At 63.7% G+C, this 16,946-nt stretch carries 19 protein-coding genes; 11 read left to right on the top strand and 8 right to left on the bottom strand.

The window, feature by feature from the left end:
• Positions 1 to 99: 99 nt before the first annotated feature.
• Together H7F16_RS00600 and H7F16_RS00595 are read left to right on the top strand one after the other, a co-directional pair.
• Positions 100 to 879, top strand: a complete 780-nt coding sequence (locus tag H7F16_RS00600) for a thymidylate synthase (protein ID WP_185795618.1) — start codon at positions 100 to 102, stop codon at positions 877 to 879.
• 13 nt (positions 880 to 892) lie between these two features.
• Positions 893 to 1,369 carry a dihydrofolate reductase gene (locus H7F16_RS00595; RefSeq protein ID WP_185795617.1) on the top strand — a complete coding sequence of 159 codons (477 nt, stop codon included), beginning with the start codon at positions 893 to 895 and terminating at the stop codon, positions 1,367 to 1,369.
• Between the two features lie 119 nt (positions 1,370 to 1,488).
• On the opposite strand, the gene H7F16_RS00590 is transcribed toward H7F16_RS00595, so the two are convergent.
• A complete protein-coding gene (locus tag H7F16_RS00590) occupies positions 1,489 to 1,779 on the bottom strand; it encodes a HigA family addiction module antitoxin (protein WP_241741106.1) in 291 nt (96 codons plus the stop codon).
• Positions 1,763 to 1,987: a type II toxin-antitoxin system RelE/ParE family toxin gene (locus H7F16_RS00585; protein WP_338401932.1), complete on the bottom strand. Its 225-nt coding sequence runs from the start codon at positions 1,985 to 1,987 to the stop codon at positions 1,763 to 1,765. Before H7F16_RS00585 ends, H7F16_RS00590 begins: the two co-directional genes overlap by 17 nt.
• A 171-nt stretch (positions 1,988 to 2,158) precedes the next feature.
• Between H7F16_RS00585 and H7F16_RS00580 the strand changes: the two genes are divergently transcribed.
• Both H7F16_RS00580 and H7F16_RS00575 read left to right on the top strand, forming a co-directional pair.
• On the top strand, positions 2,159 to 2,551 hold the full coding sequence (locus H7F16_RS00580; RefSeq protein WP_185795614.1) for a DUF2177 family protein: 393 nt from the start codon (positions 2,159 to 2,161) through the stop codon (positions 2,549 to 2,551).
• 77 nt (positions 2,552 to 2,628) lie between these two features.
• Positions 2,629 to 2,955 carry an arsenate reductase family protein gene (locus H7F16_RS00575; RefSeq protein ID WP_185795613.1) on the top strand — a complete coding sequence of 109 codons (327 nt, stop codon included), beginning with the start codon at positions 2,629 to 2,631 and terminating at the stop codon, positions 2,953 to 2,955.
• A gap of 64 nt (positions 2,956 to 3,019) precedes the next feature.
• Here H7F16_RS00575 and H7F16_RS00570 read toward each other — a convergent pair whose 3' ends face one another.
• Complete coding sequence (locus H7F16_RS00570; protein ID WP_185795612.1) at positions 3,020 to 3,226, bottom strand: cold-shock protein; 207 nt, start codon at positions 3,224 to 3,226, stop codon at positions 3,020 to 3,022.
• A gap of 206 nt (positions 3,227 to 3,432) precedes the next feature.
• Between H7F16_RS00570 and H7F16_RS00565 the strand changes: the two genes are divergently transcribed.
• Positions 3,433 to 3,789 (top strand): hypothetical protein, encoded by a 357-nt coding sequence (locus tag H7F16_RS00565; protein WP_185795611.1) that lies wholly within the window; start codon positions 3,433 to 3,435, stop codon positions 3,787 to 3,789.
• 50 nt (positions 3,790 to 3,839) lie between these two features.
• Here H7F16_RS00565 and thrS read toward each other — a convergent pair whose 3' ends face one another.
• Positions 3,840 to 5,786 (bottom strand): threonine--tRNA ligase, encoded by a 1,947-nt coding sequence (thrS, locus tag H7F16_RS00560; RefSeq protein WP_185795610.1) that lies wholly within the window; start codon positions 5,784 to 5,786, stop codon positions 3,840 to 3,842.
• 164 nt (positions 5,787 to 5,950) lie between these two features.
• On the opposite strand from thrS, the gene H7F16_RS00555 reads away from it, so the two are divergent.
• Positions 5,951 to 6,703, top strand: coding sequence for an alpha/beta hydrolase (locus H7F16_RS00555; protein WP_185795609.1), 753 nt, complete (start codon positions 5,951 to 5,953; stop codon positions 6,701 to 6,703).
• Entirely contained in the window at positions 6,700 to 7,431 is a 732-nt protein-coding gene (locus H7F16_RS00550; protein ID WP_185795608.1) for an alpha/beta fold hydrolase, read from the top strand. The genes H7F16_RS00555 and H7F16_RS00550 overlap by 4 nt, the downstream gene beginning before the upstream one ends.
• On the opposite strand, the gene phaZ is transcribed toward H7F16_RS00550, so the two are convergent.
• Positions 7,412 to 8,686 (bottom strand): polyhydroxyalkanoate depolymerase, encoded by a 1,275-nt coding sequence (gene phaZ, locus H7F16_RS00545; protein ID WP_185795607.1) that lies wholly within the window; start codon positions 8,684 to 8,686, stop codon positions 7,412 to 7,414. The two genes, H7F16_RS00550 and phaZ, sit on opposite strands and share 20 nt — an antisense overlap.
• Before the next feature lie 104 nt (positions 8,687 to 8,790).
• On the opposite strand from phaZ, the gene H7F16_RS00540 reads away from it, so the two are divergent.
• The 4 genes from H7F16_RS00540 to H7F16_RS00525 all read left to right on the top strand — a co-directional run bounded on the left by H7F16_RS00540 (position 8,791) and on the right by H7F16_RS00525 (position 12,893).
• Positions 8,791 to 10,587, top strand: coding sequence for a PHA/PHB synthase family protein (locus H7F16_RS00540; protein ID WP_185795606.1), 1,797 nt, complete (start codon positions 8,791 to 8,793; stop codon positions 10,585 to 10,587).
• Between the two features lie 165 nt (positions 10,588 to 10,752).
• The gene (locus tag H7F16_RS00535) at positions 10,753 to 11,205 is read left to right on the top strand and encodes a Phasin (RefSeq protein ID WP_185795605.1); all 453 of its coding nucleotides are present in this window, start codon (positions 10,753 to 10,755) and stop codon (positions 11,203 to 11,205) included.
• Positions 11,206 to 11,366: 161 nt separating this feature from the next.
• On the top strand, positions 11,367 to 11,933 hold the full coding sequence (gene phaR, locus H7F16_RS00530; RefSeq protein ID WP_185795604.1) for a polyhydroxyalkanoate synthesis repressor PhaR: 567 nt from the start codon (positions 11,367 to 11,369) through the stop codon (positions 11,931 to 11,933).
• 12 nt (positions 11,934 to 11,945) lie between these two features.
• On the top strand, positions 11,946 to 12,893 hold the full coding sequence (locus H7F16_RS00525) for a LysR substrate-binding domain-containing protein (protein ID WP_185795603.1): 948 nt from the start codon (positions 11,946 to 11,948) through the stop codon (positions 12,891 to 12,893).
• A gap of 81 nt (positions 12,894 to 12,974) precedes the next feature.
• On the opposite strand, the gene H7F16_RS00520 is transcribed toward H7F16_RS00525, so the two are convergent.
• The 3 genes from H7F16_RS00520 to H7F16_RS00510 all read right to left on the bottom strand — a co-directional run bounded on the left by H7F16_RS00520 (position 12,975) and on the right by H7F16_RS00510 (position 16,923).
• The gene (locus tag H7F16_RS00520) at positions 12,975 to 14,165 is read right to left on the bottom strand and encodes a DegT/DnrJ/EryC1/StrS family aminotransferase (protein WP_185795602.1); all 1,191 of its coding nucleotides are present in this window, start codon (positions 14,163 to 14,165) and stop codon (positions 12,975 to 12,977) included.
• 104 nt (positions 14,166 to 14,269) lie between these two features.
• The gene (locus H7F16_RS00515; protein ID WP_185795601.1) at positions 14,270 to 15,571 is read right to left on the bottom strand and encodes an NAD(P)/FAD-dependent oxidoreductase; all 1,302 of its coding nucleotides are present in this window, start codon (positions 15,569 to 15,571) and stop codon (positions 14,270 to 14,272) included.
• The gene (locus tag H7F16_RS00510; protein WP_185795600.1) at positions 15,568 to 16,923 is read right to left on the bottom strand and encodes a glutamine synthetase family protein; all 1,356 of its coding nucleotides are present in this window, start codon (positions 16,921 to 16,923) and stop codon (positions 15,568 to 15,570) included. Before H7F16_RS00510 ends, H7F16_RS00515 begins: the two co-directional genes overlap by 4 nt.
• Positions 16,924 to 16,946 lie beyond the last annotated feature (23 nt).

Genomic DNA, 16,946 nt, shown 5'->3' with positions numbered 1-16,946 from the left:
TCCTTCAATTCCGTCCGGCTGCCACATTACACATGGCGAAAGCCCCATTTCCATCGCAAGATATGGTAGCGCCCGACTCGTCCCCCGCCAGAGGTTCCCATGCAGCAATATCACGACGCGCTCCGCACCGTCCTGACCCTTGGCACGCCCTCGTCCGACCGCACCGGCACGGGGACGATCTCGTATTTCGGCCTGCAAGCCCGCTACCCGCTGGCCGATGGCTTCCCGCTGGTGACGACCAAGAAACTGCACCTCAAATCCATCATACACGAACTGCTCTGGTTCCTCGCAGGCGATACGAACATCCGGTATCTCAAGGAGAACGGCGTCAGCATCTGGGACGAATGGGCCGATGAAAACGGCGATCTCGGCCCCGTCTATGGCCACCAGTGGCGCGATTTCGGCGGGGTGGACCAGATCGCCACGCTGGTCGAGATGATCCGCAAATCCCCCGACAGCCGCCGCCTGATCGTCTCGGCATGGAACCCGCCCGACGTGCCGCATATGGCGCTGCCGCCCTGCCATACGATGTGGCAGGTCCGCATTCTGGGCGGCAAGCTGCACCTGCAACTTTACCAGCGCAGCGCCGACATGTTCCTTGGCGTGCCGTTCAACATCGCCTCCTACGCGCTGCTTGCGGTGATGCTCGCCCATGTCACGGGCTACGAACCCGGCGATTTCGTCCATTCCATCGGCGATGCGCATATCTATTCCAACCACATGGAACAGGTGGAAACCCAGCTTTCCCGCCCGCTGCGCCCGCTGCCGACCTTGCGCATCACGCGCGACGTGCCGTCGATCTTCGATTTCCGGTTCGATGATTTCGAGATCACCGGATACGACCCCCATCCCGCGATCAAGGCGCCGGTGGCGGTATGACGGGGGCGGTCTGATGCTTACCCTCGTCGTCGCCCGCGCCCGTAACGGAGCTATCGGCAAGGGGAACGAAATCCCCTGGCACGCGCCCGAGGACCTCGCCGCCTTCCAGCGCGAAACCACGGGGGGGGCTGTCATCATGGGGCGGCGCACATGGGAAAGCCTGCCCTTCAAGCCCTTGAAAAACCGCCTGAACATCGTCGTCACCCGCGATGCAGCGCTCTGCGACCACACAGCCCCATCGCCCGAGGCCGCCATCGCCACCGCCCGCGCCGCAGGCTATGCAAGGCTTTACGGCATCGGCGGCGAGGCGATCTACCGCGCCATGCTCACCTTGGCCGACCGCCTGCTGGTGACCGAGGTAGATCTTGCCATCCCCGACGCCGACGCCTTCTTCCCCGCCTTCGATGAGGGGGAATGGCGGGTGATCTACGAACACCGCCTGCGCGAAAGCGGGCCGGGGTGTGTGTTGCGCGAATGGATCAGGGGTTAAACCGCCCGTAGGGTGCGCACTTGCTGCGCACCACACATCCCCGGCATTTCGGAAAAAAGGTGCGCACCCCAAGCCCTGCGCGAACGGGAAAGGGGGGTGCGAACTGACGCCCCCGACATCTACCCCAACGGTAGAATCGGCAAAGCCGGGGCGTCCCGCGCCACCTCCAACTCCCAGCGCATCTGCAACCCCATCCAGAACTCGGCCGTCGTGCCAAACGCCGTCGCAAGACGCAGCGCCGTGTCGCCGGTTATCGCCCGCCGCCCCGCCACGATCTCGGATATGCGGTTCGCGGGCACCCCGATATGCCGCGCCAGCGCCGCCGCACTTAGCCGCTTGGGGGCAAGGAATTCCTCGGCCAGCACTTCGCCCGGATGGACGGGGGCAAGCCTGTCAGTGGTAGTCGGCAAGCTCAACCGCTTCAGCATGACCGTCCCTCCAGACGAAACAGATGCGCCACTGATCGTTGACGCGGATGGACCATTGGCCCGAACGGTCGCCCCGCAACGCCTCAAGCCGGTTGCCGGGTGGTGCGGTCAGGTCTTCGACCCGCAGCGCCGCATCCAGCATCGCCAGCTTCCGAAGCGCCGCCCGTTCCACCGCCTGAAACCGCGGCACGCGCTGCCTTCGGAACAGCCTTTCGGTCTCCCGATCCGCAAAGCCTACAATCATACGCTATACGTATCCCATATCGCTCCCGCACCTGTCCACCCCCATACACCCCCAATGGTTAACGCCCCCTTTCCACTCCCGCGCCCCGTGCTAGCTTCCTTCCAAAGGGAGACACCCATGCAACTCATCGTCCTGTACCTTGTGACCACCGCCACCTTCCTCATCCTCGACGGCATCATGCTGACCTTCGTGATGAAGCCCCTGTTCACCACCCACATCGGCCCCCTGATGCTGGAAAGCCCGCGCATGGGTCCGGCGGCGGTGTTCTACCTCGCCTATGTGGCGGGGCTGCTTTACCTCGTCTCCATCCCCGCGCTGAAATCGGGCGCGCCGCTTGTCGTTCCGGCGGCGGTGATCGGGGCGATGGCCTACGGCACCTACGAATTCACCAGCTACGCCATCATGAAGGATTGGCACTGGCAGATGGTGGCGACCGACGTCACCTGGGGCGCGATCCTGACCGCGCTTTCGGCCTGGGCAGGGGTTAACGCGGCGCGCATGATCGGCTAGAAGCGTTACGGCTTTCCTAATGCGGCCGTGCATCGATATGCACGCCCTGTGCATCCGCGCCCCTTTCGGAGACGTAAATGATCCTGCTTGGCATCTCGACCTGCGACACCTGCAAAAAGGCGCTCAAGGCGCTGGAAGCGGCAGGCCATGACGTGACCTTCCGCGACATCCGCGCCACCCCGCTTTCGACGCAGGAAATTGCTGATATCGTTACAGAATTCGGTGACCGCGCGATCAACAAGACCTCGACCACCTATCGCGGGTTTTCCGATTTCCTGAAGATGTCGGAACCCGAAGCGCAGATTTCCTCGCAGCCGACGGTGATGAAACGCCCGATCATCCGCGATGGTGACGCGTGGTACATCGGCTGGGACGATGCGGTTCAGGCCAAGCTGTTGAAATAAAGCGTTTTACCGCGCTGTCGGGTGCGTCCCGTCAGCGCGGCGAAATCTGCGCGGTGCCGCCCCGTCAGAGCAGTTGCAGGTCGCTTGCCGATTCACGGCCGTCACGGCCGGATTGCAGCGAATAGCCGATTTTCTGGTTGTCGTTCAGACCCTTGAGGCCCGCCCGCTCGACCGCCGAGATGTGGACGAAGATATCCTTTCCGCCATCGTCCGGCGCGATGAAGCCATAACCCTTGGTCGAGTTGAACCACTTAACGGTGCCTGTCGGCATTCCGCATCTCCCTTTGCGTCCCCCCTGCTGGCGACATGCCAACAGGCCGTGCGCCCTAGTCTTTCAATGCTGCGGCAACCGGATAGGGGGTAGGCGGCAGGAAAGCAGTCGTCACTGGTCAAAATCATGCCAAAGCCTATTGTAAAATCAAGTGCGAATCCGGCGGCCCTCAAGCCACGGAAAACCAAGGGAAAAGGGCAAAAACCATGCGGAACGCGGCATTGGTTCTGGGGATCATCGGCGGGATCTGGGCGATGATTGTCGGTTTCTTCGGCTTCGGTTACACCCAGTTCATCGAACAACATGGCGAAATCGGAACGCTTGCAACGCAGGTCGACAATCCGGGGTTGATCCGCGCGGCCAGTTTCCTTGCCCCGATCCTTGCCATAGCGGGCGGTGCGATGGCGCGGTCGCGCAACATGGCGGCGGCCGTGCTACTCTTCGCCTCGGCCCTCGCGGTCTATCTGGCCTTCGGTTTCAACGTCTTTACCATGTTCCCCATCGGTTTCTGCCTGCTCGGGGGGGCCTTGGCGCTGGCCGCGCGCGAACCCGACGCGCATTAGCAAAAAGCGCCCCGCAGGGCGCTTTTCTTAAGCAAAGGTAAACAGAACCGTTAACGCAGATCGGGCGGCAAGGCGGCCGCCACCAGTTCGGCCACGATGGCATCAAGCGTCGCGGTGCTGGTCTGGGTCTCGCCCAGCCGACGGACCGAAACGGTGCGCTCCTCGACCTCTTTCATCCCGACGGCAAGGATCACCGGCACCTTGCCGACCGAATGTTCGCGGACCTTGTAGTTGATTTTCTCATTGCGAACATCGGCTTCCGCCCGGACACCCGCCTTGGTCAGCGCGGCCACCACCTCGTGGACGAAGGGGTCGGCATCCGACACGATCGAGGCCACGACCACCTGACGCGGGGCCAGCCAGAAGGGCAGCTTGCCCGCGTGGTTCTCGATCAGAATGCCGATGAACCGCTCGAATGACCCGAGACAGGCGCGGTGCAGCATGAAGGGACGGTGCTTGGCCCCGTCCTCGCCGATATAGGACGCATCCAGCCGTTCGGGCAGGTTCGGGTCAAGTTGCAGCGTCCCGCACTGCCAGTCGCGGCCGATGGCATCGGTCAGCACGAATTCCAGCTTGGGCGCATAGAACGCCCCCTCGCCGGGGAACAGCTCGAACGGATAGCCCGCCGCGGTGCAGGCATTGGCCAACGCCGCTTCCATCTTGTCCCAGATCTCGTCCGACCCGACCCGCTTTTCGGGCCGCGTCGACAGCTTGACCCGCCATTTGTCAAAGCCGAGGTCCGAGTAGATTTTCGCAAGGAATTCAATGAACTTCTTCGACTCCGACTCGACCTGATCGAGGGTGCAGAAGATATGCGCGTCGTCTTGGGTAAAGCCCCGCACCCGCATGATCCCGTGTAGCGCGCCACTGGGTTCATAGCGCGCGCAGGACCCGAATTCCGCCATCCGCAGCGGCAGGTCACGATAGGATTTCAGGCCCACGTTGAAGATCTGCACATGGCAGGGGCAGTTCATCGGCTTGAGCGCATTGATGACCTTTTCCCGCGCGCCTTCCTCGTCCACCTCGACGATGAACATGTTCTCGCGGTAGTTCTCCCAATGGCCACTGGCTTCCCAGAGGTTGCGGTTCACCACCTGCGGGGTGTTCACCTCGACATAGCCGTCGCGGCGCTGCTGGCGGCGCATATAGTCCTGAAGCGTGGTGTAGATGGTCCAGCCGTTGGGGTGCCAGAACACCTGACCGGGCGCCTCTTCCTGCATGTGGAACAGGCCCATCTCGCGGCCCAGCTTGCGGTGGTCGCGCTTTGCGGCCTCTTCCAGCATGGTCAGATGGGCCTTGAGGTCATCGCGGTTCTTGAAGGCGACGCCATAGATGCGTTGCAGCATGGGGCGGGTGGAATCGCCCAGCCAGTAGGCTCCGGCCACGTTCATCAGCTTGAAGGCATCGGCCGGAACCTGCCCCGTATGGGCCAGATGCGGGCCGCGGCACAGGTCTTGCCACGGTCCGTGCCAATACATCCGCAGCGGTTCATCGCCCGGAATGCGGTTGATGAGTTCGATCTTGTAAGGCTCGCCGCGCTCTTCGTAATAGGCGATGGCGCGGGCGCGGTCCCAGATTTCGGTTTTCACCGGATCACGGGCGTTGATGATCTGCTTCATCCGCGCCTCGATCTGGCCAAGGTCTTCGGGCGTGAACGGTTCGGCGCGGTCGAAATCGTAGAACCAGCCATAGTCGCGCACCGGTCCGATGGTGACCTTTACATCCGGCCAGATGTCCTGCACGGCGCGGGCCATGATATGGGCGCAGTCGTGCCGGATCAGTTCCAGCGCGGCCTTGTCGTCTTTCAAGGTGTTGATCGCAACCTTGGCGTCCGCCGTGATGGGCCATTGCAGGTCCCAATGCGCGCCATCGACCTGCGCGGAAATCGCGGCCTTGGCCAAGGACGGCGCAATGCTGGCCGCCACTTCGGCAGGGGTCACGCCCGCCGCATACTGCCGCACATTGCCATCGGGAAAGGTCAGGGAAATCTGGCTCATGGCCATGCTCCTCGTCGGTTTGGCGCCCACGGAACGCCCGGTTGCGGGTTGGTATTGGCGCTTACGTGCAGAAACGCATGGGGAAAGTCAACCGTGCGAAAGGGCGCAAAGACACTGGCATGGCGCGGCGGGGCGGGTAAAAGGGTGCAAGGCAGGAGACGCGCATGACCCAGTATCTGACGACACCGCAAGGCAGGCGCATCGCCTATCATCAAAGCGCGGGGAGGGGGCCGGGGGTCGTGTTCCTTGGCGGGTTCAAATCCGACATGGGCGGCACCAAGGCCGTGCATCTTGAAGCATGGGCGCAGGCACAGGGACGGGCCTTCCTGCGCTTCGACTATTCGGGCCACGGCGAAAGCAGCGGCGATTTCCTTGACGGCTGCATCGGCGATTGGGCGCAGGACGCGCTTGCCGCGATCACGGCCCTGACCGCAGGGCCGCAGGTTCTTGTGGGGTCGAGCATGGGGGGATGGATTTCCCTGCTGACCGCCCGCGCCCTGCCCGAACGTGTGGCGGGTTTCGTCGGCATCGCTCCGGCCCCCGATTTCACCGAGGACAGCATGTGGGCCGGCTTCACGCAGGCCGAGCGGCAGGAACTGGCGTCAACGGGTCGCGTGGCGCGGCCTTCGGACTATTCGCCCGACCCCTATATCCTGACACGGCGGCTGATCGAGGACGGGCGCAACCATCTCGTGCTGCGCAGCCCTCTCGGATTGCCCTTTCCGGTCAGGATATTGCAGGGCACGGCGGATACCGATGTGCCGCCCGCCGTGGCGCTGCGGCTGCTTGACCATATCACCTGCGCCGATGCGCGGCTGGTGCTGGTCAAGGGGGCAGACCACCGCTTCTCGACGCCAGACTGTCTGGACATGGTGACCGACGCCTTGGCCGACGTGCTGGCGCAGGTGCAAGCGTGACCGATCCCGTCCTGTTCATCCCCGGCATCCTGTCTGACGCGCGGGTGTTTCTGCCGCAGATCGTGCATCTGGGGGCGAAGCACGCCGTGCATATCGCCACGCCCGCACAGGGCGAAACGGTCGAGCAGATGTCCGAAGCGGTGCTTGCCACGGCCCCTGCGAAATTCGCTCTGGTGGGGCACGGGTTGGGGGGTGCGGTGGCACTCGATATCCTGCGCCGCGACATGGACCGCGTGACGCGGGTGGCGCTGATCGCGACCGACCCCTTGGCCGAGGCACCCGCCATCGCCGCCGCGCGTGAGGCGCGGATCGTCGCCGCGAAATCGGGGCGGCTGAAAGAGGCGATCGCGGGCGAGTTTCCGGCGGAAAGCTTTGTCCCGAACCCGTGGCGGCCCGAGATCATGGCCCTGTTGCAGGATATGGGCCTGACCTTGGGCGAGGGGGTCTTCATGCGCCAGTCCCGCGCCCTGCAGCGCAGGCCGGACCAGCAAAAGACCATCCGGCGGGCAATGCTTCCGGCCTTGGTCATCGCGGGCGAGCATGACCCCATCGCCCCCGTGCGGCGGCAGGATTTCACGGCGGCGCTGTTTCCCTATGGCAAGCTGGTCACCATTGCCGAGGCGGGCCACCTGCCCATGCTGGAGCAGCCCGAAGCCGTGACGGCAGCCTTGGAAGAGTTCCTGAACGGACCCCTGATGCTGCGTCAGGTCAAACGGAAGCCAGTTTGACCCTCTTGCCAGCCGGAACCGGCGCGCCCGAATGCGCGTCGATGAACCCGAGCACCAGCGGACGGATGTTCAGACGCCAGCTTTTGCCCGCGAAGATGCCATAGTGGCCCGCGCCGGGTTCGAGGTGGTTGGCCTTTTTCTCCTCGGGCAGGCCGGTCAGCATTTTCAGCGCCGCGACGCATTGGCCGGGGGCCGAGATGTCATCATTCGCGCCCTCGACCGTCATCACCGCAACATTGGTGATCGCGCCGATGTCGACCCGTTTGCCGTTGACGACAAAGGCGTTCAGCGCGATTTCACGGTTCTTGAAGATGCGCTCGACGGTCGAAAGGTAGAACTCGGCCGTCATGTCCATCACGGCAAGGTATTCGTCGTAAAAGCGGTTATGGGCGTCATGGTCCGAAGCCTCGCCGCGCGAGACGCGCATGATCTGTTCGGAAAACGCCTTGGAATGGCGGTCGGCGTTCATCGACATGAAGCTTTGAAGCTGCAACAGGCCCGGATAGACCAAGCGCCCCGCACCCTTGTGCTTGAAGCCGACGCGCTGGATGGCGATCTGTTCCAACTGGCCCATCGTGATGCGGCGGCCGAAATCGGTCACGTCGGTCGCGGCGGCGTCGGGATCGATCGGCCCGCCGATCAGTGTCAGGCTGCGCGGCTGTGCTGCCGGATCCTCGGCGGCCAGATAGGCGGTCGCGGCAAGGGTCAGCGGCGCGGGCTGGCAGACGGCGATGACATGGGTGTCAGGCCCCAGCGCGCGCATGAAATCGACGAGGTAGAGCGTATAGTCCTCGACATCGAATTTGCCGGCCGACACCGGAATGTCGCGGGCATTGTGCCAGTCGGTCACATAGACGTCGGCATCGGGCAACAGGCTTGCCACGGTCGAGCGCAGAAGCGTGGCGTAGTGGCCCGACATGGGCGCGACCAGCAGCACCTTGCGCGCCATCGGCGCACGGCGGCGGACCGAGAATTTGATCAGGCTGCCGAAGGGCTTTTCCACTTCGGGAACGATATCGACCAGATGGTCCTGCCCGTCGGGGCCGACGATCGAGCGGATGCCCCAGTCGGGTTTGACGACCATGCGGGAAAAGGCGCGTTCCGTCACCTCTCCCCAAGCGGCCATCAGCGGCAGGACCGGGTTCATCGACAAGGCAAACGCGGGATAAGAGGCCATCGCCCTTGCGGTCGCGCCCAGCCACTCATTGGTGTTGCGGGCCGTTTCCATCAGGTCGTAGGTGTACATGTACCGCACGTGCGTCTCCTTGGCCGAAGGCGAACCTCCTTCGAAATCGCAGCTTTCCCCGACAGGGTGCCGGCGGTATGCTGCAGGTGCGAGGATACGGGGGAATTGGCGGCATGACAACGCAAGAGAATGACGCAGGCGCCAAGCTTCAGCGGTTGAACGAAAATCTCCTCCGTGTTGAACAGCTTACGCAGCGGCTTGTCGCGGCGATGACGCAGAAGAAGGCGCATGACAAGGCGCTGGACGGGCCGTCGAACGATGTCTACGTCAAGGCGGCGGCGGCCTATCTGGCCGAGATGATGCAAAATCCGGCCAAGATTCTGGAACATCAGATCGGCTACTGGGGAAAAAGCCTGCGGCATTATGTCGAGGCCCAGCAGGCGCTGGCGAGCGGCGAGCTGAAGGCCCCCGAGGACAATACCCCCAAGGACCGGCGCTTTGCCAATCCGCTGTGGGAGACGCACCCGTTCTTCAACTACATAAAGCAGCAATATCTGATCAACGCCGAGGCGGTCTCGGCCGCAGTGGGCGATCTGGAAACCCTGGACGAGGCCGACCGCAAGCGGGTGGAGTATTTCACCAAGCAGATCGTCGACATGTTCTCGCCCACGAATTTTCTGGCGACCAACCCCGATGCGCTGGAAAAGGCCGTGGCGACCGATGGCGAAAGCCTTGTCAAAGGGCTCGAGAACCTTGTCCACGACATCGAGGCCAACAATGGCGAGGTCTTGGTCACGCTGGCCGACAAGGAAGCCTTCCACGTCGGCCGGAACATCGCCACCACGCCCGGATCGGTCGTCTACCGCAACCGCATGTTCGAGCTGATCCAATACGCACCCACGACCGAAACGGTCTACCAGACACCGCTGCTGATCTTTCCGCCGTGGATCAACAAATTCTACATCATGGACCTGAAGCCCGCCAATTCGCTGATCAAATGGATCGTGGATCAGGGTTTCACGCTGTTCGTGGTCTCGTGGGTCAACCCCGATGCCAGCTATGCCGATGTGGGCATGGATGACTACATCCGCGACGGCTTCATCCAGGCGATGGCCGAGGTGCGGCGCATCACCGGCGAGAAGCAGATCAACGCCGTGGGCTATTGCATCGCGGGCACCACGCTGTCGCTGACGCTGGCGCATCTGCAAAAGGCGGGCGACAGGTCGGTCAAATCGGCCACGCTGTTCACCACGCTCACCGACTTTTCCGATCCGGGCGAGGTCGGGGTGTTCCTGAACGACGATTTCGTCGACGGGATCGAGCGGCAGTCGAAGCACGACGGCATCCTGTCCCGGCTTTTCATGAGCCGGACCTTCAGCTACCTGCGCTCGAACGACCTGATCTACCAGCCCGCCATCAAAAGCTACATGCTGGGCGAGGCGCCGCCCGCTTTCGACCTGCTTTACTGGAACGGCGACGGCACCAACCTTCCGGCCAAGATGGCGGTCGAATACCTGCGTGGCCTGTGCCAGCGCGACGAATTCGCCACCGGGGGATTTACTGTCTTTGGCAAGAAGGTCTCGCTCTCGGACGTGACGCTTCCGCTTTGCGCCATCGCCTGCGAGACCGATCACATCGCCCATTGGCGCGGCAGCTTCAACGGGGTGAAGAAGATGGGATCGAAGGACAAGACCTTCATCCTTTCGGAAAGCGGCCATATCGCCGGGATCATCAACCCGCCGTCCAAGGGCAAATACGGCCATTACACCAACGACGCCCCCGTGGCCGGTGAACCCGAGGCGTGGAAGGCGGGGGCGCGTTTTCATCAGGGAAGCTGGTGGCCGCGCTGGAAAGACTGGCTGTCCGAGCGGTCGGGCAAGCAGATCAAGCCGCGGGTTCCGGGTGATTCGGGGGCCGAAGTGCTGTGCCCCGCTCCGGGAACCTATGTCACTGCCGCGCCCGCGGCCTGACCAAGTGCTTGAACCTGTGCGGGGATTTCCTCCGCACAGCCTGCGGTTGCGGAATTTATGCTGCGATGCAGAATAAAACTTGAAATGCTGCACCGCAGCATGTATATCTTGGCTCAGGAAACACGTAACCCCGCCGGATCGTCCGGAACGCCAGGAGCGAAGATCATGACCAACAAAGCAACCGATTTCACCAAAGTCATGCAAGACATGATGGCCTCGTTCCCCGTCGACGCTTCGGCGCTGCAGAACGCGTTCAAGACCCAGGCCGCAATGGCCGAGAAACTGTCGAAAGTCGCTCTCGAAGCCGCTGAAAAGTCGACCGAGATCACCTCGAAATGGGCCAAAGACACCATCGCCAAGCTGGGCGACGTCTCGAAAGCCAAATCGGAAGTGACCGACTACTCGAAATCGGTGACCGACTTCGCTTCGTCGGCTGCTGAAATGGCCGCCGAGAACCTCGCCGCTTTCGCCGAAGTCGCGAAAAAAGTGCAGATGGAAACCGTTGAACTGGTTCTGGCTGCCGGCAAGGACTTTTCGGAAGACGCCACCGCTGCCGTCAAGAAAGCCACTGCCGACGTGACCACGGTTGCCAAGAAGGCCGCCGCTGCCGCGAAGTAATTCGCCGGAAAAATCTACGCCGACGGCATCCTCCCTGTCTGTCGGCGTCTTCGGGCGGGCCTTGTGCCCGCCCTTTCTTTTTCAATATCCTTGTCTTAAGCTTTTCTTCTGCACTGCAGCCATTGCGGCTGCGAAATGCTTTCGCCGGGGAGGGCTGGCCGATGGCCGAGACTGACAAGCCGCTGCTGATCAAGCGCTATGCGAGCCGCCGCCTTTATAACACCGAGACGTCCGATTACGTGACGCTGGAAGACATCGCAGGTTTCATCCGTGCCGGGCGCGAGGTGCAGATCATCGACCTCAAATCCGGTGATGACCTGACGCGCCAATACCTGCTCCAGATCGTGGCCGAACATGAATCCAAGGGCGAGAACGTCCTTCCGATCAACGTGTTGACCGATCTTGTCCGCTCTTACACCACCGAAATGCAATCGGTCGTGCCGCAGTTCCTGTCGGCCAGCTTCGAGATGCTGCGCGAAGGGCAGTCGAAGATGCTCGAAAACCTGTCGACCATCCCGAACCCGATGGCCGCCATGCCGGGGTTCGAAGCGATGCGCCAGCAGCAGGAAGTGTTCATGAAGGCCTTCATGGGCGGCCTGCCGGGGTGGAGCGCATCCGGCCCCGCGCGCGAGGATGGCACGGACGAGGCGACCCCCGGAAAAGAGGACGACATCGCCCAGATCAAGCGACAGTTGGCCGAATTGCAGAAGAAACTGTCCAAGCTGTAAGCGGATACCGCCGTGTCCGAAGGTCAGGGCCGCGTCACGCTTTGGGGGATCGAGGTCTTTCTGGCCGCTGCCGAAGAGGGCGCGATTTCCGCAGCCGCGCGGCGGCTTGGCGTCAGCCCCTCTGCGGTCAGCCAGCAGCTCGCCTCGCTCGAGGCGGCGTTGGGGGCGGTCTTGCTGGACCGTGGCGCAAGGCCCATGGGGATGACGCCGGCAGGGCGGATGTTCCGCGGCCACGCCCAGACCATCCTGAACGCCGAGGCCGAGGCGCGGGCCGATCTGGCGATGGCCGATCTGTCGGGGCTGACGACGCTGCGACTGGGCATGATCGAGGATTTCGACGCCGAAGTGACGCCGCGCCTGCTCGACGGCCTGTCGGGCGCTCTCAAGGGGTGCCGCTTCCTGCTTGAAACCGGGGCGAGCCATCGCCTGTTGGAACAGCTGGAAAGCCGCGCGCTCGATATCGTGGTGGCCGCCGACAGTGCCGATCACGGGGCCGAGGCGGGATGGCGCGAGGTGCATCCGCTGCTGGCCGAGCCTTTCGTCGCCATCCGGCCCGAAGCGGCCCCGCGCGAGGGTTTGCCCTTTATCCAGTACACGTCGCGTCATCTGATGGGGCGGCAGATCGCGGCGCATCTGGCGCGGCACGGGCAAAGGCTTGCCACGCGCTTCGAGCTGGACAGCTACAACGCCATCCTTGCGATGGTGGCGGCGGGCGCGGGCTGGACGATCCTGACCCCGCTTGCGCTGCACCATGCGTCGCGCTTCCGCGATGCGGTCACGGTCGAACCGCTGCCGGTCGAACCGCTGAACCGGTCGCTGTCGCTGTCGGCACGGGCCGGGGTCTTGCGGGACATTCCGGCGCAAGTCGCTGAAAGGCTGAAGGCGCAGGTGCAGGATCAGGTCGTGGCCCCCGCCTTGCGCGAATGGCCGTGGATGGCCCCCGCGCTGCGTGTCCTCTAGGGCCTTCCCCCGCTTCCTCTTGCCCGAAATATCCTCGGGGGTGAATTGGCCGCAGGCCAAGAGGGGGCAGACAGCCCCCTTTTACCCCATGACGTCGCGCACCGCTGTCAGGATCGCGTCGGCGATATAGGCCAGTTCGGTTTCCGTCAGCCGCGCGGGCAGGCGCACGTCGCAGGCGCGCATCAGCATCGCGCGGGTCTGCGGCAGGTCGGGCAGGTCGGGCAGGAATTGCCAGTTCCAATAGGCCCGCGCATTGCCTTCGGACAGGCCGAAGACCTGAACCGTCACGCCCCGCGCCTTGGCTGCGGCCTGAAAGGCCAGTGCCTGCGCGTCGGTCCAATCGCCTTGCAGGTTGAACTGGATGGAGTCGGGCGCGCGTTCTTCGGGCGGCAGGGCAGGGGGGACGGACAGCCACGGGCTGGCGTTCAGCCGGTCGGCCACCCAGTCATGGTTGGCGCGGCCCTGCGCCACGCGGCCCGCGATTTCGGGCAGTTGCGGGCGGATCACCGCCGCCGACAGGTTCTGCATCCGCAGGTTATAAAGCGGCAGCCGGTTTTGCCAGTGGCCGAAACTGTTCTGCAAACCGGGATGTTTCTTCCAGTTCTGCTCGTAGGCCCCTGACATGATGATCGCACGGGCGGCGATTTCGGGGTCATCCGTCACCATGATCCCGCCTTCGCCCGCGTTGACCAGTTTGTAGGACTGGAACGAGAAGCAGCCGACCTTGCCGATCGTGCCGATCTTTCTCCCGCCCCAGACGGTCCCAAGGCTGTGGGCCGCATCCTCTACCACCGGAAGGCCGCGCGCATCGCACAGCGCCATGATCGCGTCCATGTCGCTGGTATGGCCGCGCATATGGCTGATGAGGACGGCATGCGCGCCATCGAGCTTTGCTTCGAAATCGGCCAGATCGACGCGATAGTTGCTGCCGACCTCGACCAGAACGGGGGTGCAATCGGCGTGGACGACCGCCGAGGGCACAGCGGCGAAGGTGAAGGCGGGGATGAGCACCCGCGCGCCACGCGGCAGGTCCAGCGCCTTGAGCGAGAGAAACAGCGCCGCCGAGCAGGACGACACGGCAAGCGCGTAACGCGACCCCAGAAGATCGGCAAATTCGGCCTCGAGAAGGGCGACGGGTGATCCGGACGCGGCGGTGTAGCGGAACAGGTCGCCGGTCGAGAGCAGACGGTCGATCTCGTCCCGCGCGGCATCGGGGATGGGGTCTGCGTCATAGACATTGGGGGCGAGGGAGGCTTGACCGTCGGGTGCCATCTACAGCTTTCCTGAAACTGACATTCCGGAAACCTGTAAATGCTGCAGCGCGGGTTTTCCAGTGACATGTTGATGACGCGCGGGAAGTCGGCGGTTTTTGCCGTTCAGAGGCCCAGCCGGTCGCGCAGCGAATACCATGTCATCGCCAGCACCAAGAGCGGCCAGCGCAAGGCGACACCGCCCGGAAAGCGGGGGGTGGGCAGGCTGGCCATCAGGTCGAAGCGGCCGGCCTGTCCGGCCACGGCCTCGGCAAGGACACGTCCGGCCAGCGTCGCCATCGCCACCCCGTGGCCCGAGTAACCCGAGGCAGAGAGGACATTCGGTGCAACACGCAGGAAACAGGGGTTGCGGGTCATGGTGATGGCAAGCGTGCCGCCCCATGCGCGGTCGATCCTTACGCCCCGCAGATCGGGGTAAATGTCGGTCAGGGCGGGCATCACGGTCTTGACGATATCGGGAAAGCGCCAGCCATAGCTTTCTCCCCCGCCGAAAAGCAGGCGGTTGTCATCGGACAGGCGCCAGTAATTCACCACAAAGCGCGTGTCGGCCACGGCCACGGGTTCGGACAAGACGCCTGCCGCGCGGTCGCCAAGGGGTTCGGTCGCCACGATGAAGTTGTTGATCGGCATGACGCGGGCTGCGACCTGTGGTTCCAGCCCGCCAAGATAGCCGTTCGCGGCAAGGATCACATGGTCGGCCGTGACGCTGCCTTGGGCGGTCAGCACCTGCGCCTTTGCGCCGTGGTGGATCCGCGTGACCTCGGACCGCTCGAAGATCGTGGCCCCCGCCGCCACGGCGGCCTGTGCAAGGCCGATGGCGTAGTTGAGCGGATGCACATGGCCCGCGCCGCGGTCGATGTCGCCGCCTGCAAAGACACCCGAGGGGATGAGCCGCCCGATGGCCTCGCGGTCGAGCGGTTCGATTTCGTCGTAGCCGTAGTCGCGGCGCAGCTTCTCGGCGTAGTCCCGGGCATGGCGCACCTGCGATTGTGTCCAGCAGGCATGGGCGATGCCGGGATGGAAGCGCAGCGGCATGGCGTGATCGGCGATCAGGGATTTGACCATCCCTTTCGCCTCTTCCGCCAAATCCCACAGGTGTCGGGCGTTCGCGGCACCGACCACGCGCTCCAGATCGTCCTGATCGTTGCGCTGCCCCGAGCCGACCTGCCCGCCGTTGCGTCCCGATGCGCCGAAGCCCACGCGATGCGCCTCGACCACCACGACCGACAGCCCGCGCTGCGCCAGATGCAAGGCTGCCGACAGGCCGGTATATCCCGCCCCCACGACGCAGACATCGGCCCGGACCGCCCCTTGCAACGGGGCGAACGGGCCGAGCGGCGCGCGGGTCGCGGCATAGTATGAGGCGGGGTATTCCCCCGCCCGATCATTGACGTGCAGCAGGTTCATACGTTCAGCAGAAGATGCTCCCGCTCCCACGGGCTGATGACTTGCAGGAACTCTTTGTATTCGTTCCGCTTCACGCTGGTGTAGACCTCGCAGAACTCGACGCCGAGGATGTCGCGCAGGGCGCTGTCCTCTTCGAGCAGGTCAAGCGCATCGCCGAGGTTATAGGGCAGGTCGGTTTCGTTCATATAGGCATCGCCCGTGCATTCGGGCTTGGGCATCTGTTGCGCCTTGAGACCGAGATAGCCGCAGGCAAGGCTGGCGGCGATGCCGAGATAGGGGTTGCAATCCATCCCAGCGAGGCGGTTTTCAAGCCGCCGCGCCTCGGGCGGCGAGATCGGCACGCGCAGGCCCGTGGTGCGGTTGTCGCGCCCCCATTCGAGGTTGATCGGCGCCGCGAAGTCCGGCACGTAGCGGCGGTAGCTGTTGACATAGGGCGCAAGCAGCGCCACCGCGCCGGGAAGATGCTTTTGCATACCGGCGATGAAATGCAGGAATGCGGGGGTTTCGCCGCCCTTCTTGTCGGAAAAGATGTTCTTTCCGGTTTTGGTATCGACCACCGAGTGGTGAATATGCATGGCCGATCCGGGTTCGCCCTCGATCGGCTTTGCCATGAAGGTGGCGAAACAGTCATGGCGCAGGGCGGCTTCGCGGATCAGGCGTTTGAAGAAGAAGATCTCGTCCGCCAGCGCCACGGGGTCGCCGTGGGCAAGGTTGATCTCGACCTGTCCCGCGCCGCCTTCCTGAAGGATGCCGTCGATCTCGAAGCCCTGCGCTTCGGCAAAGTCGTAGATGTCGTCGATGACCTTGCCGTATTCGTCGACCGCCGACATGGAATAGGCCTGTTTGCCCGCCGCGCGGCGGCCCGAGCGGCCCATGGGCGGGATGATCGGCATGTTGGGGTCGATGTTGCGCGCGACAAGGAAGAACTCCATCTCGGGGGCGACGATGGGTTGCCAGCCTTCGGCGTTGTAAAGCTCGACGATGCGTCTGAGGACGTTGCGCGGGGCGGTCGGAACGGGGCGGCCCTGCTGGTCTTCGGCGTCGTGGATGATTTGCAGCGTGATGTCGGCGGTCCAGGGGGCCGCCGTCGCCGTGCTGAAATCGGGCACGAGGATCATGTCGGGTTCGGTGAAGGCACCCGTGGGGTTATCGGCCCATTCGCCGGTGATGGTTTGCAGGAAGATGGAATTCGGCAGGAAATAGTTGGCCTGCTTGGCGAATTTGGAGGCGGGCATGGCCTTGCCACGCGCCACGCCGGCGATATCGCCGATGATGCATTCCACCTCGTCCACGCGGCGTCCGGCGATCCAGTCGCGGGCGGCTTCGGGCAGTTTGTCGGTCCAGTTGGACATGGGTCACACTATGGTTCGGGGTT

Source organism: Paragemmobacter straminiformis, assembly GCF_014243445.1.
GTDB lineage: Bacteria > Pseudomonadota > Alphaproteobacteria > Rhodobacterales > Rhodobacteraceae > Paragemmobacter > Paragemmobacter straminiformis.
Note: the sequence above shows the minus strand (reverse complement) of the source record. Positions and strands in the feature narration are given on the sequence as shown.

What these genes read in the sequence shown, in the direction of transcription:
- H7F16_RS00510 (WP_185795600.1), bottom strand. Translation starts at nt 16,923, where the DNA reads ATGTCCAACTGGACCGACAAACTGCCCGAAGCCGCCCGCGACTGGATC.
- H7F16_RS00570 (WP_185795612.1), bottom strand. Translation starts at nt 3,226, where the DNA reads ATGCCGACAGGCACCGTTAAGTGGTTCAACTCGACCAAGGGTTATGGC.
- H7F16_RS00535 (WP_185795605.1), top strand. Translation starts at nt 10,753, where the DNA reads ATGACCAACAAAGCAACCGATTTCACCAAAGTCATGCAAGACATGATG.
- H7F16_RS00555 (WP_185795609.1), top strand. Translation starts at nt 5,951, where the DNA reads ATGACCCAGTATCTGACGACACCGCAAGGCAGGCGCATCGCCTATCAT.
- H7F16_RS00540 (WP_185795606.1), top strand. Translation starts at nt 8,791, where the DNA reads ATGACAACGCAAGAGAATGACGCAGGCGCCAAGCTTCAGCGGTTGAAC.
- H7F16_RS00600 (WP_185795618.1), top strand. Translation starts at nt 100, where the DNA reads ATGCAGCAATATCACGACGCGCTCCGCACCGTCCTGACCCTTGGCACG.
- H7F16_RS00575 (WP_185795613.1), top strand. Translation starts at nt 2,629, where the DNA reads ATGATCCTGCTTGGCATCTCGACCTGCGACACCTGCAAAAAGGCGCTC.
- thrS (WP_185795610.1), bottom strand. Translation starts at nt 5,786, where the DNA reads ATGAGCCAGATTTCCCTGACCTTTCCCGATGGCAATGTGCGGCAGTAT.
- phaR (WP_185795604.1), top strand. Translation starts at nt 11,367, where the DNA reads ATGGCCGAGACTGACAAGCCGCTGCTGATCAAGCGCTATGCGAGCCGC.
- H7F16_RS00520 (WP_185795602.1), bottom strand. Translation starts at nt 14,165, where the DNA reads ATGGCACCCGACGGTCAAGCCTCCCTCGCCCCCAATGTCTATGACGCA.
- H7F16_RS00580 (WP_185795614.1), top strand. Translation starts at nt 2,159, where the DNA reads ATGCAACTCATCGTCCTGTACCTTGTGACCACCGCCACCTTCCTCATC.
- H7F16_RS00515 (WP_185795601.1), bottom strand. Translation starts at nt 15,571, where the DNA reads ATGAACCTGCTGCACGTCAATGATCGGGCGGGGGAATACCCCGCCTCA.
- H7F16_RS00565 (WP_185795611.1), top strand. Translation starts at nt 3,433, where the DNA reads ATGCGGAACGCGGCATTGGTTCTGGGGATCATCGGCGGGATCTGGGCG.
- H7F16_RS00595 (WP_185795617.1), top strand. Translation starts at nt 893, where the DNA reads ATGCTTACCCTCGTCGTCGCCCGCGCCCGTAACGGAGCTATCGGCAAG.